Genomic DNA, 19,200 nt, shown 5'->3' with positions numbered 1-19,200 from the left:
GGGGCCGATGCGGAAGAATGCGACCATGACGCGTCTGCCGCACGCGTCAGCTCACCGCGCTGAGCCGCCGCTCCGCCAGCAGCGGCACCGCGACCTCGCGCGCGGCGCGGCGTGCGGTCGTGACGGCTCCGATCGAGACGACCTCGGCGCCGAGCGTCGAGGCGAGGATCTCGGGCGCGGGCAGGTGCAGCTCGGTCGGAACGACCTCGCGGGCTGCCGTGATCACGGGCGCGACGCTCTCGGCGACCGCACCGCACACGATCACCCGCGTGGGGTCGTACATGCTGCCGAGCACGCCGACCACGCGGGCGAGCGTACCTCCCACGCGAGAGGTGGCGAGCAGCGCATCAGGGTCGCCGGCGGCTGCGGCGGTCAGCACGATCCGCGGATCCACCCGGTCGTCGGCCGCGAGTCGACCGATCGCCGACCCCGCATCGATCTCGGCGCTCGCGACCCCCGCGCGCACCTCGTCCTGCAGGGCGTAGCTCAGGCCGAAGGCCGAGCCGACGCCCACGATGTGGTCGAACACGATGCCCTCGCCGACCCCGCCGTGCGCGCCGTGCAGCACGTGGCCGTCGACGACGACGCCGCCTCCGAAGCGCTCGCCGGCGAGCAGGGCGACGTAGTCACGGCATCCGACGGCCGCGCCCACCGAGCCCTCGGCGATCGCGGCGAGCTGGGCGTCGTTCTTGATCTCGACCGCGGGCGCCCAGTCGGCCAGCGCCTGCGCGAGGCCCGGGTTCGTGCGCTCCCAGAAGCCGTCGGGATGCGGGGGCGAGATGCCTGCGCGGTTCACGGGGGCCGCGACGCCCACGCAGATCGCGAGGATGGACTCGCGCGTGATGGCTGCCTCGGCGAGCGCCTGCTCCATCTGCTCGAGGATGGTCGCGCGTCGGGCCGACGACGACTGGGTCGAGTCGATGTCGGTGCGGTGGTGCACGAGTGTGTGATCGAGCAGGTCGGCGATCGTGACGGCGACGTGGTTGTCACCGGCATCCACGCCGATCACCACGCCGAGATCGGATGCCAGCATGAAGCGCCGAGCGGGCCTGCCCGCGCGGTAGCTGCCGGCGGCCCTCGCATTGGGGAGTTCGCGCAGCACCTCGGCGCTGACGAGGGTGTCGATCGCGTCGATCGCGGTGGAGCGGGTCAGCGAGGTCGAGGCCATCGCCTCGGTCGCGGTGAACTCGCCCGCCGTCCACGCGAAGTCGAGGACAGCGCCGACGCTCGCGCGCCCGGTGCCGAGACCTGCAGAGACATCTGTCACGGGTCTTGACCTCCTTCATGTCCAGATGAGAGAGTACCGTTCATCGAAGTAAATTCGCTCACTAGATTTAGTCTGCGGATCTACAGGACGAAAGGACAACGGTGTCTCCGAATACTCCATCCCCGGTGCGGTTCGTAGCAGGCGCAGCCGCGCTCGTGCTGGTCGGCGCCGGGCTGGCCGGCTGCTCGTCGGCGGGCGGTGCCGAGACGATCCGCTTCACGTTCAACAAGCGTGAGGCGATCGGCTTCATGACCGATCTCGTCGGTCAGTTCAACTCGTCGCAGAGCGACGTGCGCGTCGAGATCGACACCTCGGGCCCCGATGTGATCTCGGCGAGCTTCGTGCGGGGCAACCCGCCCGACCTCATCCTCGGCAACTACAACTACGAGATCGCGCGATTCGTGCAACGGTGCACGCTCATCGATCTCTCCGACACGGATGCTGCGGCATCCGTGCGCGACGACCTGCAGCCCCTCATGGACCAGTACGGATCGTGCGAGGGGCGCACCAGCGCTCTTCCCTACTCCGTGATGGCCGCATCGGTCATCTACAACAAGGAGATCTTCGACGCGCAGGGCCTCGAGGTGCCGCAGACGTGGGACGAGCTGATCGCCGTGTGCGACCAGCTGAAGGAGGCGGGGATCGACCCGTTCTACGCGACGTTCAAGGACGACTGGACCGTCGGCCAGGGCTGGTACGACTACGCGATCGGCGGATCGGTCGACACGATCGAGTTCTTCGATCAGATGGCCGACGAGGGCGCATCCGTGGGCCCCGACTCGCCCGTCTCGTTCGAGAAGGACTTCGCCGAGCCGATGGATCAGATGATGCAGCTCGCGAACGACTACACGAACGAGGATGCGGCGAGCAGAGGATACGGCGACGGGAACCTGGCCTTCAGCAAGGGTGAAGCCGCGATGTACATGCAGGGTCCGTGGGCCTTCAGCGAGATCGCGAAGACCGCTCCAGACCTCGACCTCGGCACCTTCCCCCTGCCCATGACCGACGATCCCGACGACCTCGGCGTGCGCGTCAACATGGACCTGGGCGCGATGATCCCCGAAGGGTCGAGGCATCAGGAAGCCGCCAAGGAGTTCCTCGAGTACCTGTATCTGCCCGAGAACATCGAGGCGTACAACGCCTCGCAGCTCGGCTTCACCCCCACGAAGGACGCCCCGGCGCCTGACGACCCCCGCATCGAGGGGATGATCGAGTACTACGAGAACGGGCAGATCTATCAGGGCCCCTCGGTGCTCGTGCCCAAGACCATCACGGTGATGAACTACGCGCAGGCGATGGTGCTCGGCGCCTCGACCACCTCGACGCTGCGCACCATGGACGCGGACTGGGCTCGCATCGCCTTCCGCGCACCCATCCCCAAGACCGATGATGCGGCAGCGAGCGAGACAGAGGAGTCCGCACCGTGAGCACCACCGCCACCTCGAACACCACGAGGCCGAACAGTCCGACGACGGACACGACGTCGATCGTCACGGGGCAGGCGCGCAAGCTCCCGCGCCGCAAGGGTCGCGTCGAGCCGATCTACTACTTCTTCCTGGTTCCGACCCTCATCATCTTCACGCTCGCCATCACGGTGCCCGCGGTGATGGGCATCTTCTTCAGCTTCACCGACTCGATCGGCATCGGCGAGTGGAGCTTCAACGGGCTGACCAACTACATCGCGATGTTCAGCGATCCGGCGATCCTGCAGAGCTACCTGTTCACGTTCGGGTTCTCGATCGCCACGGTGCTCGTGGTCAACGTGATCGCTTTCCTGCTGGCGGTGGGCTTGACCTCCCGCATCCGGTTCAAGACGGGGCTCCGCACGATCTTCGTCATCCCGATGGTGATCTCGGGCATCATCATCGCCTACGTCTTCAACTTCCTCTTCTCGAACTCGCTCCCCGCCGCGGGCGCCGCCGCCGGTATCCCGTGGCTCGAGACGAGTCTTCTGGCCAATCCCGACCTCGCCTGGGTCGCGATCGTCATCGTCACCGCGTGGCAGGCCGTGCCCGGCGCACTGCTGATCTACATCGCGGGTCTGCTCTCGGTGCCCGGTGAGGTGTATGAGGCCGCGAGCATCGACGGCGCGAGCAAGACCCAGCAGCTCACGCGGATCACGATCCCGCTGGTCGCCGGCTACGTGGTGATCAACGTGATCCTCGGGTTCAAGGGCTTCCTCAACGCCTACGACATCATCGTCGGCCTCACCAACGGCGGACCCGGCACCTCCACCCGCAGCGTCGCGATGACGATCATCGCGGGGTTCAACGGCGGCGACTACGCCTATCAGATGGCCAACGCGACGATCTTCTTCATCGTCGCCGTGCTCATCTCCCTGCTGCAGCTCTCGCTGACCCGCGGAAGGAACTCACTCTGATGTCGACGCAGACACTCACCACCATCCCCGCCTCGGGCAAGAAGCCGCGCATCCGCATGGAGCGCGTGAACTGGTCGGGAACGATCATCCTGATCCTGGCCGCCGTGACCGTGCTGCTGCCGCTGTATGTGACGCTCTCGATGGCGTTCAAGACCACCGCTCAGGCTGTCGACGGCAACGCCTTCTCGCTGCCGGCGCCGTTCAGCATCGACGGGTTCGTCGAAGCGTGGAACCTGACGAAGTTCCCGGTCGGCGCCGGCATCTCGCTGCTCGTGACGGCGGGAACGGTGATCGCCACGATCGTGCTCGCCGCCTTCGCGTCGTACGCGATCGTGCGCAACTGGGACCACCGCCTGTTCCGCTGGTCGTTCTTCTACCTGCTCGCGGCGATGTTCATCCCGTTCCCCGTGGTCGCTCTGCCGCAGATCCAGCTCACGGGCCTGGTGCGCCTCGACAACCCGTTCGGCGTGATCATCCTCGCCACCATGTTCCAGCTGAGCTTCAGCGTGCTGCTGTTCACGGCGTTCCTGCGATCGATCCCGCTCGAGCTCGAAGAGAGCGCACGCATCGACGGAGCATCCACGTGGCAGACGTTCTGGCAGCTGATCTTCCCGCTTCTGGCGCCGATGAGCGCGACCGTCGGCATCTTCGCGTTCCTCTATGCCTGGAACGACTTCATGATGCCGTCGCTGATCATCTCGGATCCGGCGATGCAGACCCTGCCGGTACGACAGAACCTCTTCCAGACCCAGTTCAGCAACAACTACAACGTGTCGTTCGCCTCGTACCTGATGGCGATGGCCCCCGCGATCCTGGCGTACCTGTTCACGCAGCGCTTCGTCATGGAGGGCGTCACGCAGGGCGCCGTCAAGGGCTGACACCTGCGTTTCGTCTCGCTTCGCTCGCTCAACGACCAGCAACCCGGTCGTCGAGCGAGGCCGGCGGAGCCGCCCGAGACGAAACGCCTCCACACCAGACCGCAATACAGAAGGAGCAGTACCCCTCATGACCGAAGCGCTTCTCACCGAGACCCGCGACGAGACCGGCGACGACACGACGGCGGCCTGGTGGCGCCAGGCCGCCGTGTACCAGATCTACCCCCGCAGCTTCGCGGACGCGAACGGCGACGGCCTCGGCGACATCCCGGGCATCGTGTCTCGGGCCGACTATCTGCAGCGCCTCGGCATCGACGCGGTCTGGCTCAGCCCGTTCTACCCCTCGGCCCTGGCCGACGGCGGGTACGACGTGGCCGACTACCGCAACGTGGATCCGCGGCTCGGCACACTCGACGACTTCGACGACATGGTCGCGGCGCTGCACGAGCGCGGCGTCCGGGTGGTCGTCGACATCGTGCCGAACCACTCGTCGGATCTGCACGAGTGGTTCCAGGAGGCGCTCGCCGCGGGCCGCGGCTCGGCGGCGCGCGAACGGTACATCTTCCGCGAGGGATCGGGACCCGACGGGTCGGAGCCCCCGACCGACTGGACCGCCGCGTTCGGAGGTTCGGCGTGGGAGCGGGTGGAAGACGGGCAGTGGTACCTGCACAGCTTCGCGCCCGAGCAGCCCGACTTCAACTGGGATCACCCCGAGGTGCGCGAGGACTTCTTGAAGACCCTGCGCTTCTGGTCGGACCGCGGGGTCGACGGCTTCCGCATCGACGTGGCGCACATGCTCACCAAGGACCTCTCCGAACCGCTGCCCAGCGCCGCCGAGCTCGAGGGGATGCCGCATGACGGCACGCACCCGCTGCAGGACCGCGACGACGTGCACGACATCTACGCCGAGTGGCGTCGGGTGTTCAACGAGTACGACCCGCCCCGCACGGCCGTCGCCGAGGCGTGGGTCAGCACACCCGAGCGCCGGGCGCGGTACGCATCGGCGGAGGGTCTCGGGCAGGCGTTCAACTTCGATCTGCTGGTGGCCGACTTCGACGCGACGCAGTTCCGCACGATCATCGCCGACAACCTCGCGCAGTCGGATGCCACCGGATCGTCGACGACGTGGGTGCTGTCGAACCACGACGTCACGCGCCACGCGACGCGCTACGGACTCGCACCGCTCGCGGGGCGCACGGGCGTGAAGCAGGGAGTGGAATGGGTCGCCGAGGGAGGTCCCGCCGACCAGCTCGACCGCGAGGCAGGACTGCGTCGGGCGCACGCCGCGACGCTGCTGCTGCTCGGGCTGCCCGGCAGCACCTATCTCTACCAGGGTGAAGAGCTGGGTCTGCACGAGGTCGCCGAGATCGCTCCGGAGGATCGTCAGGACCCGGCGTTCTTCCGCGGGGCGGTCTTCGACGGGCTCGGGCGGGACGGATGCCGCGTGCCGCTGCCGTGGTCGGCATCCGGCTCGTCGTTCGGTTTCGGCGCGGGCGAGGCGCACCTGCCGCAGCCCGAATGGTTCTCCGGGTACGCGGTCGACGTCGAAGAGGCCGACCCGTCGTCGACCCTCTCGCTGTACCGCGAGGCGCTGCGTCTGCGGCGCGTGCTGCAGACCGGCGAGCGCCTCGAGTGGATCGAGACCGGCCGCGCCGACGTGTTGCGCTTCGCGCGACCCAACGGCTGGCAGGTCGTGACGAACTTCGGCTCCGAGCCGTTCGACCTCGGGGCGGATGCCGCGGATGTCGTTCTCGGGGCGACGGTCGATGATGCCGTGCCGGCGGAGTCGACGGTCTGGATCGCGCCCGCGGGCCTGGCCGGCTGACGCGTTCGTCCCGTCAGGGCGCTCCTTGCTCGACGACAGCGGTATCCCCACCACATGCATGGTGGACTCACGGATGCAGGCCGAGAACAGGGTTTCTCGGCCTGCATCCGTGAGGCGGGCATGGAGATGCGCACGCCCCGATTTGATAATGGTTCTCATTAGCTCATAGACTGCAGGCATGAAGAAGCCCGTCCTCGCCCTCGCATTCGTCTCCGCCGCAGCTCTCGCGCTCGCCGGATGCTCCTCGGCCCCCGCCGCGGGAGAGGGCGACGACTCCACGATCCAGGTCGTCGCGAGCACCAACGTCTACGGCTCGCTCGCCGTACAGGTCGGCGGCGACCGCGTCGACGTCGAGTCGATCATCACCTCGGCATCGCAGGATCCGCACTCGTACGAGGCCTCTGCCCGTGACCGTCTGACGGTCAAGGACGCCGATCTCGTGATCGAGAACGGCGGCGGGTACGACGCGTTCATCGAGACGCTGCTGCAGGATGCCGATGACGTGCACGTCGTGACGGCGGTCGAGTCTTCACACGACTTCCCGGGCAACGAGGGCCACGACGCGGAAGGCGAGAGCACCGAAGAAGAGGCGCACGACCACGAGCACGCCGAGGGCGGAGAGGGTCACGAGGGCCACGACCACATCGAGGGCTTCAACGAGCACGTCTGGTTCGACCCGCACACGATGGTGCACGTGGTCGAGGCGATCGCCGCCGAGCTCTCTGCGATCGATCCCGACGGCGAGGCCGAGTTCACCGCGAACGCCGAGAAGATCGTCGCCGATCTCGAGGGCTTCGAAGCCGAGCTCGAGACGCTCAAGACGGATGCCGCCGGCGCGGAGGTCATCATCACCGAGCCGCTGCCCGGGTACATCGCCACGGCGGCCGGGCTGACCGACGTCACGCCCGAGGGCTTCGCCGAGGCTGTGGAGGAGGGCACCGATGTGGCGCCCGCCACCCTGCTCGCCACGCTGCAGGAGGTCGAGGGCGGCGAGGTCGCGGCGGTGCTCACCAACGCGCAGACCGGCGGCGCCGAGACGCAGCGCGTGGAGGATGCCGCGAAGGATGCCGGAATCCCGGTCGTCGCGTTCACGGAGCTCCTGCCTGACGGTTCGTCGTACTCTGAGTGGATGAGTGACGCGATCCAGAGCCTCGCCGACGCCCTCCAGTCGTGAGTCGGGCCATCCGGCCCACTCGAGGACCCTCAGCCGGCAGCCCGCGAACCGACGGCCGTCGGCCGGTGCTCGAGGTGCGCGGTGCTGCTCTCCGTCGCGACGATCGTGAACTCTGGTCAGGTCTTGATCTGACGGTCGAGCCGGGCGAGTTCATCGCCGTGCTCGGTCCCTCGGGCTCGGGCAAGACCACGCTGCTGCGCAGCATCCTGGGCCTGCAGCCACTGTCGTCCGGCACGATCGAGGTCGGTGGCGAGCCCGTGCGCAAGGGCAACCGTCGCATCGGCTACATCCCACAGCAGCGCTCGCTCGCCCCCGACACGAGCATGCGCGCGCGTGACCTGGTCGCCCTGGGGGTGCAGGGCAGCCGGTTCGGGTTCCCGATCCCGCACCGTGGCGACCGCGCCAAGGTCGATCGGCTTCTCGCCTCGGTCGGCGCCTCGCACTACGCCGACCGCCGCGTCGGACTGCTCTCGGGCGGCGAGCAGCAGCGGCTGCGCGTCGGCCAGGCGCTCGCCGACGAACCCTCGCTCCTGCTGTGCGACGAGCCGCTGTCGAACCTCGACCTCGCGAACCAGGTGGCGGTCACCGACATCATCGACCGCCAGCGGCGAGAACGCGGCGCGGCGGTGCTGTTCGTCACGCACGATGTGAACCCGATCCTGGGACGCGTCGACCGCATCCTGTACATCGCGGGTGGCCGATTCGTGCTCGGCACCCCCGAAGAGGTGCTGCAGACCCGCGTGCTGACCGAGCTGTACGACACCCCCGTCTTCGTGCTCCGCGCGGGCGATCGGCTGGTCGTCGTCGGGGTGCCGGATGCCGAGCCGCACCACGAGCACGCGCACGACCATGACCACGGAGGAGCCGCATGAACCCGGTCCTCGGCATCGTCGGCGCGGTCGACTGGAGTGACGTCTTCTCGTTCCAGGACTACGGCGAGCTCGTCGCCCTGCTCGCGAACTCGATCATCGCGGGCGCGGTGCTCGGCATCGTCGGCGGACTCATCGGCGTCTTCGTGATGCAGCGCGACCTCGCGTTCGCGGTGCACGGCGTGAGCGAGCTGTCCTTCGCCGGTGCTGCGGCGGCGCTGCTGTTCGGCGGCAGCGTGGTCGCGGGTTCGCTCGGCGGAGCCCTGATCGCCGCGATCCTGATCGGCGTGCTCGGCGCGAAGGCCCGCGACCGCAACTCGATCGTCGGCGTGCTCATGCCGTTCGGCCTGGGCCTCGGCATCCTGTTCCTCTCGCTCTACGACGGACGCAGCGCCAACCGCTTCAGTCTGCTGACCGGGCAGATCGTCTCGGTCTCGAGCCCCGACCTCGGTTGGCTGCTCGGCATCAGCATCGTCGTGCTGCTCGGACTGCTGCTCATGTGGAACCCGCTGCGCTTCGACTCGCTCGACCCCGAGTCGGCGGCCGCCCGCGGAGTGCCCACGCGAGCCGTGAGCCTGCTGTTCATGGTGCTGCTCGGGCTGATCGTCGCCGTGAGCGTGCACATCATCGGCGCGCTGCTCGTGATGGCGCTGCTCGTGACGCCGGCCGCGGCTGCCATGCGCGTGACGGCCGGGCCGGTGGCGGTGCCTCTGCTCGCGGCGCTGTTCGGTTTCGTGTCGGCGGTCGGCGGCATCCTGCTCGCCCTCGCCGGCACCCTGCCGGTGAGCCCGTACATCACGACCCTGTCGTTCACGATCTACGTCGTGTGCTGGATCGTGCAGCGCACCCGTGCGCGGGTGCGGGCCTGACCCTCCCCACCCACCCACCCACCCCAGTTCGAATCGCGCACTATGCAGATTCGAGGGCCCGAGAACTGCCAAGTGCGCGATTCGAAAGCCGGGGGAGGAGTTCCCAGGGCCTGGCAAGGGCGACGCACTTAGAATCGACGGTATGGCTCAGCGGAACACCTGGCAGCGCGAACGCGTGCGCGAAGCACTCGCCGACGCGCGCGGCTTCGTCAGCGCGCAGAGCCTGCACGCCTCGCTCCGCGACGAGAACACCGGCATCGGCCTGGCCACGGTGTATCGCGCGCTCGCCGGTCTCGCCTCTGCGGGTGACGCCGACTCGCTGCAGAGCCCTGAGGGCGAGGCGCTCTACCGCGCCTGCACCACCCAGGGTCACCACCACCACCTGATCTGCCGCAACTGCGGACTCACGGTCGAGATCGAAGCCACCGACGTCGAGCAGTGGGCGCACCGCACCGCGGCCCTGCACGGGTTCACCGACGCCGCGCACGTGGTCGACATCTTCGGGCTGTGCGCCCCCTGCACCAACAAGCGCGACGCCGAAGAGGCAGCGACCGCGTGACCACCCAGGCCACGACGCGGCCGGGCCACGCGCACGGTTCCCACCGCACGCCCGCTCGCCCCCCGCGCTCGCCCTGGATCGGTGTCGGCCTCGGGGCCGCGATCGTCGCGGCGCTCTTCCTGATCGATCGGTTCCTGCCGACGCTCTTCACCGCCAGCCTGCCGGCGAGAGCGCAGGACGGTCTGACCCTGGCCCTGAGCGTGCTCATCGAGGCGCTGCCGTTCGTCATCCTCGGCGTGCTGCTGTCGATCGTCGTGCAGGTGTGGCTGCCGGCCGATGTGATCCACCGCTGGCTGCCGAAGCGGGCGTGGGCGCGGCGCGCGGTGCTGTCTCTGCTCGGGATGCTGATCCCGGTGTGCGAGTGCGGCAACGTGCCCTTCGCCCGAGGCCTGATGATGCGGGGCCTCGCTCCCGCCGAGGCGATGACGTTCCTGATCGCGGCGCCGATCGTGAACCCGATCGTGATCCTCACCACACATGCCGCGTTCGGCTTCGACGACGGCATCCTGGTCGCCCGTCTCGTCGGCGGCTACCTGATCGCGAACCTGATCGGCTGGATCTACAGCCGCCACCCCTCGCCCGACGCCATGCTCACGCAGCGTTTCGTCGACACGTGCGAACGCGTGACCCACGAGCCCGGCACCCCGGTGCGCCGCAGCCTCACGCAGTTCCTCGTCGAGCTCCGCGCGGTGATGCCCGCCCTCGTGATCGGCTCCGCGCTCGCGGGAGCCGTGCAGGTGCTGATCCCGCGCGACGTGCTGCTCGCCATCGGATCGAACCCGGTGCTGTCGATCGTGGCGATGATGGCCCTCGCGATGACTGTCGCGATCTGCTCGAACGTCGATGCGTTCTTCGCGCTGTCGTTCGCCTCGACCTTCTCGTCGGGTGCGCTCGTCGCCTTCCTGCTCGTCGGTCCTCTCGTCGACGTCAAGATGCTCGCGCTCATGCGCACGACCTTCACGACCCGCACGCTCGCCGGAATCGTCGGCGTGGTCGTGCTCGCCGCTTTCGTGATCGGGATCGGGGTGAACGTCCTTGTCTGAGAAATCCTCTGAGAACTCCTCCGCCGACTCTTCTGCGTCTGAGCGTTCGGCACGCCGCCGCGCGCTCGGCAGCCGCTGGCTGGGCATCGGTCTCGCCACGATCGTCGCGGTCGTGACCCTCGGCCTCGGTCTCACGGGGCGTCTGAACCTCTACATCAGCCCCGAGTCGGTGTGGTTCGCGTGCGCGGCAGCCGTCGTGACGCTCGCCGGTGCGATCTGGTCGTGCACGCTGCCGCTCGGCTCCGAGGGCGACCACGGGCACGGGCACGGGCACGGGCACGGGCACGGAGCCGGTGCGGATGCCGGTGCGGATGCGGATGCGGATGCTCCGGCATCCCGCCGTCGCAGCCTGGCGCTCGCGGGCACGGTGACCGGAGGAGTCGTCGCCTCGGGAGTCGTCATCGCGGCCCTCGTGCTGCCGCCGGCCTCGCTGTCGGTGGAGCTCGCGATGTCGCGTGTCGGCGAGCAGACCGCGCTGTTCGCGGGGGCCGACGACGTGACTCTCGGCGTCGCCGACACCGCGACCTTCGGCGTGGGCGACTGGGCGAGCGTCTTCGCGACCGCGACGAACACCGCGTCGTACGACGGCAAGACCGTCACTCTCACCGGTTTCGTGACCCCGACCGACGGCGACGGCGTCAACCTCACACGCATGGTGATCACGCACTGTGTGATCGACGCGCAGCCGGCGACGGTGCCGGTCACGATCGACGCGGGCGAGTTCGACACCGGCCAGTGGGTCGAGATCGAGGGCACGGTCAAGGCGGATGCCGACGGCGCACTGCACGTCGACCCGACCACCGTGACGCCGATCGATGAGCCCGGAGACCCGTATGAGTACTGACGACGAGCGTCGCGAGACGCCGGCCGTCCCTCGTACGCGCGCCGAGCTGCGCGCCGCTCGCGAAGCCGAGGCTGCAGCGGCCGAGGCCCGGTCGTCGAGCGACGACAACGGCGGTGCCCCGTCCCGCTCGTTGAGCGAGGACGGCGGAGTGGTTCCGCCCCGGTCGTTGAGCGAGGACGGCGGAGCCGACCGAGACGAAACGCGCTTCGTCCCGCGAGAGGCCGTTCCGGAGCCGGAACCGCGTTTCGTCTCGCCTGCGGCTCGCTCAACGACCGAGAGGGAATTCGCCTCTTCCCGCTCAACGACCGAAACGACCGAGGGGGCCGAGGACGGCGGAGCCGACGGAGACGAAACGCCCGCCGCCCCGCGCGACCGCCGCTTCATCCTCGCCCTCGGCGCAGTGCTCGGCATCCTGGTGCTGGTCGGTGCCGGGCTCGGCGTCGTCAGCCTGACCCAGGGGCCGCGCATCACCGAGGTGCAGGTCGATCCCGCGCAGGCGATCGAGGCGTCGGGCAGCCGCATGATCCTGACGGCGAATCAGTCGCTCACGGACATCGACGAGTCGCAGGTCACGGTCGAACCCTCGGTGCCGTTCACTCTCGACGCGGCGGGCCGTGGCATCGGCATCCGCTTCACCGTGCCCCTCGACGACGACACGAAGTACACGGTGCGCGTCGCCGACGTGCAGGGCGCGGGCGGCGGTCCCTCGGCCACCCTGACGCAGAGCTTCACGACGCCGGCGTCGAACATCTTCCTGCTGCAGCGCGACGTCGACGGCAAGGATCAGATCTTCCGCACCGATCTCACGGGCGAGAAGGCGGTCGCTGTGTTCGCCGCCGACCGGATCAACGACTTCCGCGCGACCTCGACGCAGCTCGTCGTCTCGCTCGAAGAAGACGAGGGGTCGAAGCTGATCGTCATGAACCGAGACGGCTCCGGAGAACGCGAGCTGGCTCTGCCGGGCGAGGGCTACGTCGGAGCGATCCAGGTCTCCGAGCGCGGCGGCTACGTCGGCTACAGCTACTCCGACAAGGAGCTCAGCGACACGGAGGGCCGCGCGAGCGTGCTCGTCACCCAGTCGCTCAGCGGCGATGACGAGCCGGTGGTGACCGAGGTCGGGGGCAAGGAGGCGAACATCTTCGTCTGGCAGTTCGTGCCCGACAGCTCGGCGATGCTCTTCATCGACTTCGACGGAGCCCTGTCGCTGGTCGACCGGTCGACGGATGCGGGGGTGCAGTCGCTCGGTCTCGCCACGACCATCCAGGGCATCAGCCGCGGCACCTACACCGCGATCGTCGAGCGGCTCGACGGGACGGTCGTCGAGCTGAACCTCGCCGACGGATCGGAGCAGCCGCTCGCCGCGTCATCGCCCGACTACGGCGTGGCGACGACCATCACCCCGTTCCCCGGCGGCACGCTGCGGCACGTCGTCGCGCGCGATGAGAGCGGTGTGCCGAACGGGCAGGCCATCGTCAAGGTCAACGACGAGGGTGCGGCGACACCGCTGGTCGAGGTCGGCGCCACCGATTCGATCCTGCAGGCGTGCGCCTCGCCGAGTGGCCAGTATGCCGCCGTCGTGATCGCCCCCGACCTCGCCGACAACCCCTACGACCAGATGCTGCTGCCGCTGCCCGAGAACATGGAGACGCACCTGATCGATCTGCGCTCCGGCGACGAGCTCGTGGCGCTTACCGGCTTCGATGCCTCGTGGTGCCAGACGGCCCCCCAGTTCTGAGCCCATGCCGACGGATGCCCTGCACCGAGCGACCCGTGCCGAACTGAGCGGGCTGCCGGTCGAGGTCGCGCCGTTGCTGCTCGGCGGCGAGCTGCGCACCGTGGTCGCAGGCGCCGAGGTGCGACTCCGACTCACCGAGGTCGAGGCGTATCACGGCCAGGGCACGGGGCCGGCGGCCGATCCCGGATCGCACGCGCGCATGGGGCGCACGGCACGCAACGCGACGATGTGGGGCGAGCCGGGGCACCTGTACGTGTACCTGAGCCACGGCATCCATTCGTGCGTCAACGTCGTCTCGGGGCCCGAGGGCCAGGCGGGCGGAATCCTGCTGCGCGCAGGCGAGGTGGTGGCGGGGGCGGATGCCGTCGCAGTGCGACGCCGTGCGACGCCCCCTCTGACGGCGACCGCGCTGCGCGACATCGCCCGCGGGCCGGGCCGATTCGGTCAGGCGGTGGGGCTGCGGCATCCGATCCACGACGGCATCGACGCAGTCACCGGCGAGGAGTTCGAGGACGCCCGCGCCGAGCTGTGGCTGCGCGACGCGCCGGAGCGTGAGATCTCGACCGGGCCGAGAGTCGGCGTCGCAGGCGTGGCAGGGACCGCGGCGTTCCCCTGGCGCTTCTGGATCACCGGCGACCCGACGGTCTCGCCGTTCCGCTGGGGGCGGGGCGCTCAGGCGGCATCCGCCGAGCGCACCTGAGGCGTGCGCCCCGGCTCAGGCCGAATCCCTCCACACGACGGGCGTCGGCAGCATGATGCCCTCGCGCGGACGCTGGTCGTCGCGCAGCTGCGCGAGCACGGATGCCGCCGCCGCCGCCCCGAGGCCCTGTGCGGGCTGGTCGACGGTCGAGAGCAGCGGCGTGGTGCGCGTCGCCCAGGTGCTGTTGTCGAAGCCGACGACGCCCACGTCATCCGGTACGCGGCGTCCGGCTTCGCGGAGCGCCCACATCGCACCGGCGGCGACGGCATCGGACGCCGCGAAGACGCCGTCGATGTCGGGAGCGCGCTCGAGCAGGCGCGTCATCGCCGCGGCGCCGTCGGCGTAGGAGTACAGGGGCACCTCTTCGACGAGGTCCGCGTCGAAGTCGTCGCCGAGCGCGTCGGTGAAGCCGGCGAGTCGATCGGTGCCCGAGTCGCGGTCGAGGGCGGCGGCGATCATGCCGACCCGCGTGCGCCCCGTCGCCAGCAGACGTGAGGTCACGGCCTGTGCGGCGCCGCGGTTGTCGACGCCGACCCAGGCGGCATCCACGTCGGGCGGGTGTCCGACGTAGGTGACGGGCAGGTCGAGTCGCATGACGGCCTTCGTGATCGGGTCCTGCGCGCGGGCCGAGACGATCACCGCGCCATCGACGAACCCGCCGTTGAGGTAGCGAGCGACGCGTTCGGTGTCGCGCACCGAGTCGACCACGAGGCAGACCATCTGGTAGTCCGCCTCGGAGAGCGTCTCGTTCGTGCCGAGCATGATCGCGCCGATGTTGGGGTCTTCGAGGAACAGCGCGTGCGGCTCGTGGACGATGAACGCGATGGCCTGCGTGCGCTGGCGCACGAGGTTCTGTGCAGCGGTGTTCGGCACGTACCCGACCTCGCGGATCGCGTCTTCGATCGCGGTGCGTGCGGCATCCGACACGTACCCGCCGTTGATCACGCGGCTGACGGTTCCCCGGGAGACTCCGGCGACGCGTGCCACATCGTGCACGGTGCTGCGACGACGGGCGGAAGTGCTCATGATCGACAGCCTAGCGACCAGGACTTGACGGGATTCGTCACGACATGCGACGATGTGTGCACGTTCACAGAAAACCCGATCGCTGTTTCGACGCCGCGAGCTGTGCACGTGCACAGATGATCCGCAAAGGAGCGCCTCGCATGGCCGCCGCAGTGTCCGACCGCATCGCCACCCTCTCGACAGGGCGCGGCCTCGTCTTCGGATGCGACTACAACCCCGAGCAGTGGGATCGCAGCGTCTGGCCCGAAGACGTGCGTCTCATGCAGCAGGCCGGCATCGGACTCGTGGCGATCAACATCTTCGGCTGGTCGTCGATCAACCCGGCCAGGGGAGTGTGGGACTTCAGCGCGCTCGACGAGATCGTCGCGCTGCTGCACGCCGCCGACATCCGCATCAACCTCGGCACCGGCACGGCCTCGCCGGCTCCGTGGCTCACCGCGCAGCATCCCGAGATCCTCCCCGTCGGCGAAGACGGCACGGTCTTCCAGCAGGGCGGACGCCAGGGCTACTGCCCGAGCTCGCCGCTCTTCCGCGCGTACGCCGCCGAGGTGGTCACCCGCGTCGTCGAGCGCTACGGCGACCACCCCGCCGTGTCGCTCTGGCACGTCTCGAACGAGCTCGGCTGCCACAACGCGCTCTGCTACTGCGACACGAGCGCCGAGGCCTTCCGCGGCTGGCTGCGCGACCGCTACGACGACATCGACGCGCTCAACCGCGCGTGGGGCACGACCTTCTGGAGCCAGCGCTACAGCGACTTCGCCGATGTGCGCGTTCCGGGTCAGGCGCTCTCGCTGCGCAACCCCGGGCAGATCCTCGACTTCCACCGGTTCAGCTCCGTCGAGCAGCTCGCGCTCTACCGCGCGGAGGCGGCGATCCTTCGTGAGCGCAGCGAGGTGCCCGTCACGACCAACTTCATGGTCACGGCGCACATCCGCAACCTCGACTACTGGACGTGGGCGGGCGAGATGGACCTGATCGCCAACGACCACTACCTCGACCGGCGCCTCGACGATGCGCGCGGCGAGCTCTCGTTCGCCGCCGACCTCACTCGCGGGCTCGCGCAGGGCGCGCCGTGGCTGCTGATGGAGACCTCGACCGGCGCCGTCAACTGGCAGCCCTACAACCTCGCCAAGGCCCCGGGCGAGATGCAGCGCAACATCGCCTCTCACGTCGCCCGCGGCGCCGACGGCATCTGCTTCTTCCAGTGGCGCGCGTCGACCCAGGGCGCCGAGAAGTACCACACGGCACTTGTGCCGCATGCAGGGGAGGACTCCGAGCAGTGGCGCGAGGTCGTCGAGCTCGGCGGTCTGCTCGATCGTCTGGGCGAGGTCGCCGGCACCCGCGTCGTCGCGGACGCCGCCCTGTTCTTCTCGTGGGAGAGCTGGTGGGCCGCCGAGAACGAGGGCCGCCCCAGCGAGGCGCTCACGTACCTCGGCCAGGTGCACGCGGCCCACGCCGCGCTGGCGGATGCCGGTGTCACCACCGACGTCGTGCGACCGGGCGGCGACCTCGACGGCTACCGCCTGCTGATCGTCCCCGCGCTGCACCTCATCAGCGATGCCGACGCTGCGGCGATCGCGCGCGCGGTCGAGAACGGCGCGACGGCGCTCATCACCTTCTTCAGCGGCATCGTCGACGAGGAAGACCGCGTGCGCACCGGCGGCTACCCCGGCGCGTTCCGCGACCTGCTCGGCATCCGCTCCGAGGAGTTCGCCCCGCTCCGTCCTGACGAGACCGTGTTCCTCACCGACGGCACGACGGGGTCGGTGTGGACCGAGCGGCTGAAGGCGACGGATGCCGAGGTCGTGGCGTCGTTCGCCGACGGACCCTCGGCCGGCTATCCCGCGCTGACCCGTCGTTCGGTGGGCGACGGCGAGGCCTGGTTCGTCGCGACGCAGCCCGACCGCATCGCCTACCGTGACCTCGTCGCCCGGCTGGCCGACACCGCCGGTGTCACAGCCCACGTCGACGCGAATCGCGACGTCGAGATCGTGCGCCGCACGGGCGATGCCGGCAGCTTCGTGTTCGTCATCAACCACGGCGACTCCGCCGTCGAGATCTCCACCACGGGGCACGACCTCGTCACCGACGCCCCCGCAACCGGCTCCGTGCCGGCCGGGGCGGTCCGCATCATCAAGGAGGATGTATGACCACCACGCTCACCGCTCCGGCGGTCGCTTCAGCGCCCCAGGCGCCGGGCCGCCGCCGACGGATCCCGCACAAGGGCGCGATCGCGTTCCTCATCGTCCCGTTCGGCGTGCTGTTCGCGCTGTTCTACGTCGTGCCGATCGCCTACGCCTTCTGGCAGTCGCTGCTCGTCGTCGAGCGCGACGGCACGTTCGGCAAGGCCGAGCAGGTGTTCGGCGGCTTCAGCCAGTACGTGCTCGTCTTCCAGAACGAGGCTTTCTGGGCCTCGATGGGGCGGATGCTGACGTTCGGCGTCGTGCAGGTGCCGGTCATGCTGGGCCTGGCCCTGCTGTTCGCTCTGCTGCTGGATTCGCCGCTGGTGCGGGGCAAACGCTTCTTCCGCCTCGCCTTCTTCGTGCCCTACGCCGTGCCCGGTGTCATCGCCGCGATCATGTGGGGTTCGCTGTTCTCGCCCAACCTGTCGCCGTTCACCGCCATCACGAAGAACATCGATTTCCTGGGTGCCGACCTCGTGCTGTGGTCGATCGCGAACGTCGTGACCTGGGTCTACGTCGGCTACAACATGCTGATCATCTACTCGGCGCTGCTGTCGATCCCGCAGGAGCTCTATGAGGCAGCCATCCTCGACGGCGCCGGCCAGTGGCGCATCGCGTGGTCGATCAAGATCCCTCTGGTGCGACCGGCGATCGTGATGACCGCGATCTTCTCGATCATCGGCACGCTGCAGCTGCTCGCCGAGCCCCAGGTCTTCCGGTCCTTCAGCTCGGCGGTGACGAGCACGTTCACCCCGAACATGACCGTGTACGCCACGGCATCCATCCCGAACACCAACCTGGCAGCCGCCTTCTCGGTCGTGCTCGCCGTCACGACCTTCGTGCTGTCGTTCGGCTTCATGAAGTACATGCAGCGCAAGGAGCAGAACGCATGAGCACCATGTCGATCGTCGCCCCCGGCCGCACGTCGCGGGGCTCGGGCTCGCGTGGCACCGGCTCGCGCGGACGCGGCTCTCGCGAATCCGGCATCTCCCGCACGGGCGCCATGCTGATCATGGCCGTGTTCACGGTCTACTTCCTGCTGCCGCTCTGGTGGCTGCTCGTCGCGTCGAGCAAAGAGACCGGCGACATCCTGACCACCGCGCCGCTGTGGTTCGCCGACTTCCACCTGTTCGACAACATCGCCGAGCTCTTCACCTACCGCGATGGCGTGTACCTCCGCTGGCTGCTGAACTCGGTGCTCTACGCCGCCGTGGGTGGAGCCATCGCCACGCTGCTGGCGGCCATGGCCGGCTACGCCCTGGCGAAGTACCGATTCCCGGGCCGCGACCTGATGTTCGACATCGTGCTCGGCGGAGTGCTCGTGCCGGCGACCGCGCTCGCGCTGCCGCTCTTCCTGATCTTCAGTCAGGCGCAGCTCACGAACACGTTCTGGTCGGTGTTCCTGCCCTCGATCGTGAGCCCGTTCGGCGTCTACCTCGCGCGCATCTTCGCTGCATCCTCGGTGCCCGACGAACTGCTCGAGGCGAGCCGGCTCGACGGCGCGGGCGAGATCCGCACGTTCTTCACCGTCAGCATCCGTCTGATGACCCCGGCGCTGGTGACGATGTTCCTGTTCCAGTTCGTCGCCATCTGGAACAACTTCTTCCTGCCGATGATCATGCTGCGCAGTGAGGAACTCTTCCCGGTGGTCTTCGGTCTCTACAACTGGAACAACCAGCTGAACCAGCTGCCCGAACTCCGCGGTCTCGTGCTGATCGGCGCTCTGCTGTCGGTCATCCCGCTGATCGTCACCTTCCTCCTGCTCCAGCGCTTCTGGCGCAACGGACTGGGCGCCGGCGCCCTGAAGTGAGCAGGCAGCCGCCCGGACCGACCGGTCGGCGCATCACCACC

17 protein-coding genes are annotated in these 19,200 nt (G+C 68.9%); 15 read left to right on the top strand and 2 right to left on the bottom strand.

Translation table 11 applies throughout. From position 1 onward, the window contains the following. Positions 1–46 precede the first annotated feature (46 nt). Positions 47–1,267: an ROK family protein gene (locus AC3WS6_RS01525; RefSeq protein ID WP_492499319.1), complete on the bottom strand. Its 1,221-nt coding sequence runs from the start codon at positions 1,265–1,267 to the stop codon at positions 47–49. Between the two features lie 125 nt (positions 1,268–1,392). Between AC3WS6_RS01525 and AC3WS6_RS01520 the strand changes: the two genes are divergently transcribed. The 12 genes from AC3WS6_RS01520 to AC3WS6_RS01465 all read left to right on the top strand — a co-directional run bounded on the left by AC3WS6_RS01520 (position 1,393) and on the right by AC3WS6_RS01465 (position 14,140). Then, a complete protein-coding gene (locus AC3WS6_RS01520) occupies positions 1,393–2,694 on the top strand; it encodes an ABC transporter substrate-binding protein (RefSeq protein ID WP_492499318.1) in 1,302 nt (433 codons plus the stop codon). 59 nt (positions 2,695–2,753) lie between these two features. Next, positions 2,754–3,647 carry a carbohydrate ABC transporter permease gene (locus tag AC3WS6_RS01515; RefSeq protein WP_492501431.1) on the top strand — a complete coding sequence of 298 codons (894 nt, stop codon included), beginning with the start codon at positions 2,754–2,756 and terminating at the stop codon, positions 3,645–3,647. Beyond that, a complete protein-coding gene (locus AC3WS6_RS01510; protein WP_492499317.1) occupies positions 3,647–4,525 on the top strand; it encodes a carbohydrate ABC transporter permease in 879 nt (292 codons plus the stop codon). The genes AC3WS6_RS01515 and AC3WS6_RS01510 overlap by 1 nt, the downstream gene beginning before the upstream one ends. A 127-nt stretch (positions 4,526–4,652) precedes the next feature. Beyond that, on the top strand, positions 4,653–6,347 hold the full coding sequence (locus AC3WS6_RS01505; RefSeq protein WP_492499316.1) for a glycoside hydrolase family 13 protein: 1,695 nt from the start codon (positions 4,653–4,655) through the stop codon (positions 6,345–6,347). A 178-nt stretch (positions 6,348–6,525) separates the two neighbouring features. Beyond that, positions 6,526–7,521: a metal ABC transporter solute-binding protein, Zn/Mn family gene (locus AC3WS6_RS01500; RefSeq protein ID WP_492499315.1), complete on the top strand. Its 996-nt coding sequence runs from the start codon at positions 6,526–6,528 to the stop codon at positions 7,519–7,521. A gap of 65 nt (positions 7,522–7,586) precedes the next feature. After that, complete coding sequence (locus tag AC3WS6_RS01495; RefSeq protein WP_492499314.1) at positions 7,587–8,393, top strand: metal ABC transporter ATP-binding protein; 807 nt, start codon at positions 7,587–7,589, stop codon at positions 8,391–8,393. Further along, a complete protein-coding gene (locus AC3WS6_RS01490) occupies positions 8,390–9,259 on the top strand; it encodes a metal ABC transporter permease (RefSeq protein ID WP_492499313.1) in 870 nt (289 codons plus the stop codon). The genes AC3WS6_RS01495 and AC3WS6_RS01490 overlap by 4 nt, the downstream gene beginning before the upstream one ends. Positions 9,260–9,401: 142 nt before the next feature. After that, positions 9,402–9,818, top strand: a complete 417-nt coding sequence (locus AC3WS6_RS01485) for a Fur family transcriptional regulator (protein ID WP_492499312.1) — start codon at positions 9,402–9,404, stop codon at positions 9,816–9,818. Next, complete coding sequence (locus AC3WS6_RS01480; protein ID WP_492499311.1) at positions 9,815–10,861, top strand: permease; 1,047 nt, start codon at positions 9,815–9,817, stop codon at positions 10,859–10,861. Before AC3WS6_RS01485 ends, AC3WS6_RS01480 begins: the two co-directional genes overlap by 4 nt. Then, entirely contained in the window at positions 10,854–11,705 is an 852-nt protein-coding gene (locus tag AC3WS6_RS01475) for a TIGR03943 family putative permease subunit (RefSeq protein WP_492499310.1), read from the top strand. Before AC3WS6_RS01480 ends, AC3WS6_RS01475 begins: the two co-directional genes overlap by 8 nt. Next, positions 11,695–13,440 (top strand): Ig-like domain-containing domain, encoded by a 1,746-nt coding sequence (locus AC3WS6_RS01470; RefSeq protein ID WP_492499309.1) that lies wholly within the window; start codon positions 11,695–11,697, stop codon positions 13,438–13,440. Before AC3WS6_RS01475 ends, AC3WS6_RS01470 begins: the two co-directional genes overlap by 11 nt. A 4-nt stretch (positions 13,441–13,444) precedes the next feature. Beyond that, positions 13,445–14,140, top strand: a complete 696-nt coding sequence (locus tag AC3WS6_RS01465; RefSeq protein ID WP_492499308.1) for a DNA-3-methyladenine glycosylase — start codon at positions 13,445–13,447, stop codon at positions 14,138–14,140. Between the two features lie 15 nt (positions 14,141–14,155). Here AC3WS6_RS01465 and AC3WS6_RS01460 read toward each other — a convergent pair whose 3' ends face one another. Next, positions 14,156–15,166: a LacI family DNA-binding transcriptional regulator gene (locus AC3WS6_RS01460; protein ID WP_492499307.1), complete on the bottom strand. Its 1,011-nt coding sequence runs from the start codon at positions 15,164–15,166 to the stop codon at positions 14,156–14,158. Between the two features lie 140 nt (positions 15,167–15,306). On the opposite strand from AC3WS6_RS01460, the gene AC3WS6_RS01455 reads away from it, so the two are divergent. The 3 genes from AC3WS6_RS01455 to AC3WS6_RS01445 are packed head-to-tail and all read left to right on the top strand — an operon-like array spanning position 15,307 to position 19,159. After that, positions 15,307–17,316 carry a beta-galactosidase gene (locus tag AC3WS6_RS01455; protein ID WP_492499306.1) on the top strand — a complete coding sequence of 670 codons (2,010 nt, stop codon included), beginning with the start codon at positions 15,307–15,309 and terminating at the stop codon, positions 17,314–17,316. Next, complete coding sequence (locus tag AC3WS6_RS01450; RefSeq protein WP_492499305.1) at positions 17,313–18,242, top strand: carbohydrate ABC transporter permease; 930 nt, start codon at positions 17,313–17,315, stop codon at positions 18,240–18,242. Before AC3WS6_RS01455 ends, AC3WS6_RS01450 begins: the two co-directional genes overlap by 4 nt. Next, on the top strand, positions 18,239–19,159 hold the full coding sequence (locus tag AC3WS6_RS01445) for a carbohydrate ABC transporter permease (protein WP_492499304.1): 921 nt from the start codon (positions 18,239–18,241) through the stop codon (positions 19,157–19,159). Before AC3WS6_RS01450 ends, AC3WS6_RS01445 begins: the two co-directional genes overlap by 4 nt. Positions 19,160–19,200 lie beyond the last annotated feature (41 nt).

It is taken from the genome of Microbacterium sp. EB106-03-03-XG65, from assembly GCF_058791955.1.
Note: the sequence above shows the minus strand (reverse complement) of the source record. Positions and strands in the feature narration are given on the sequence as shown.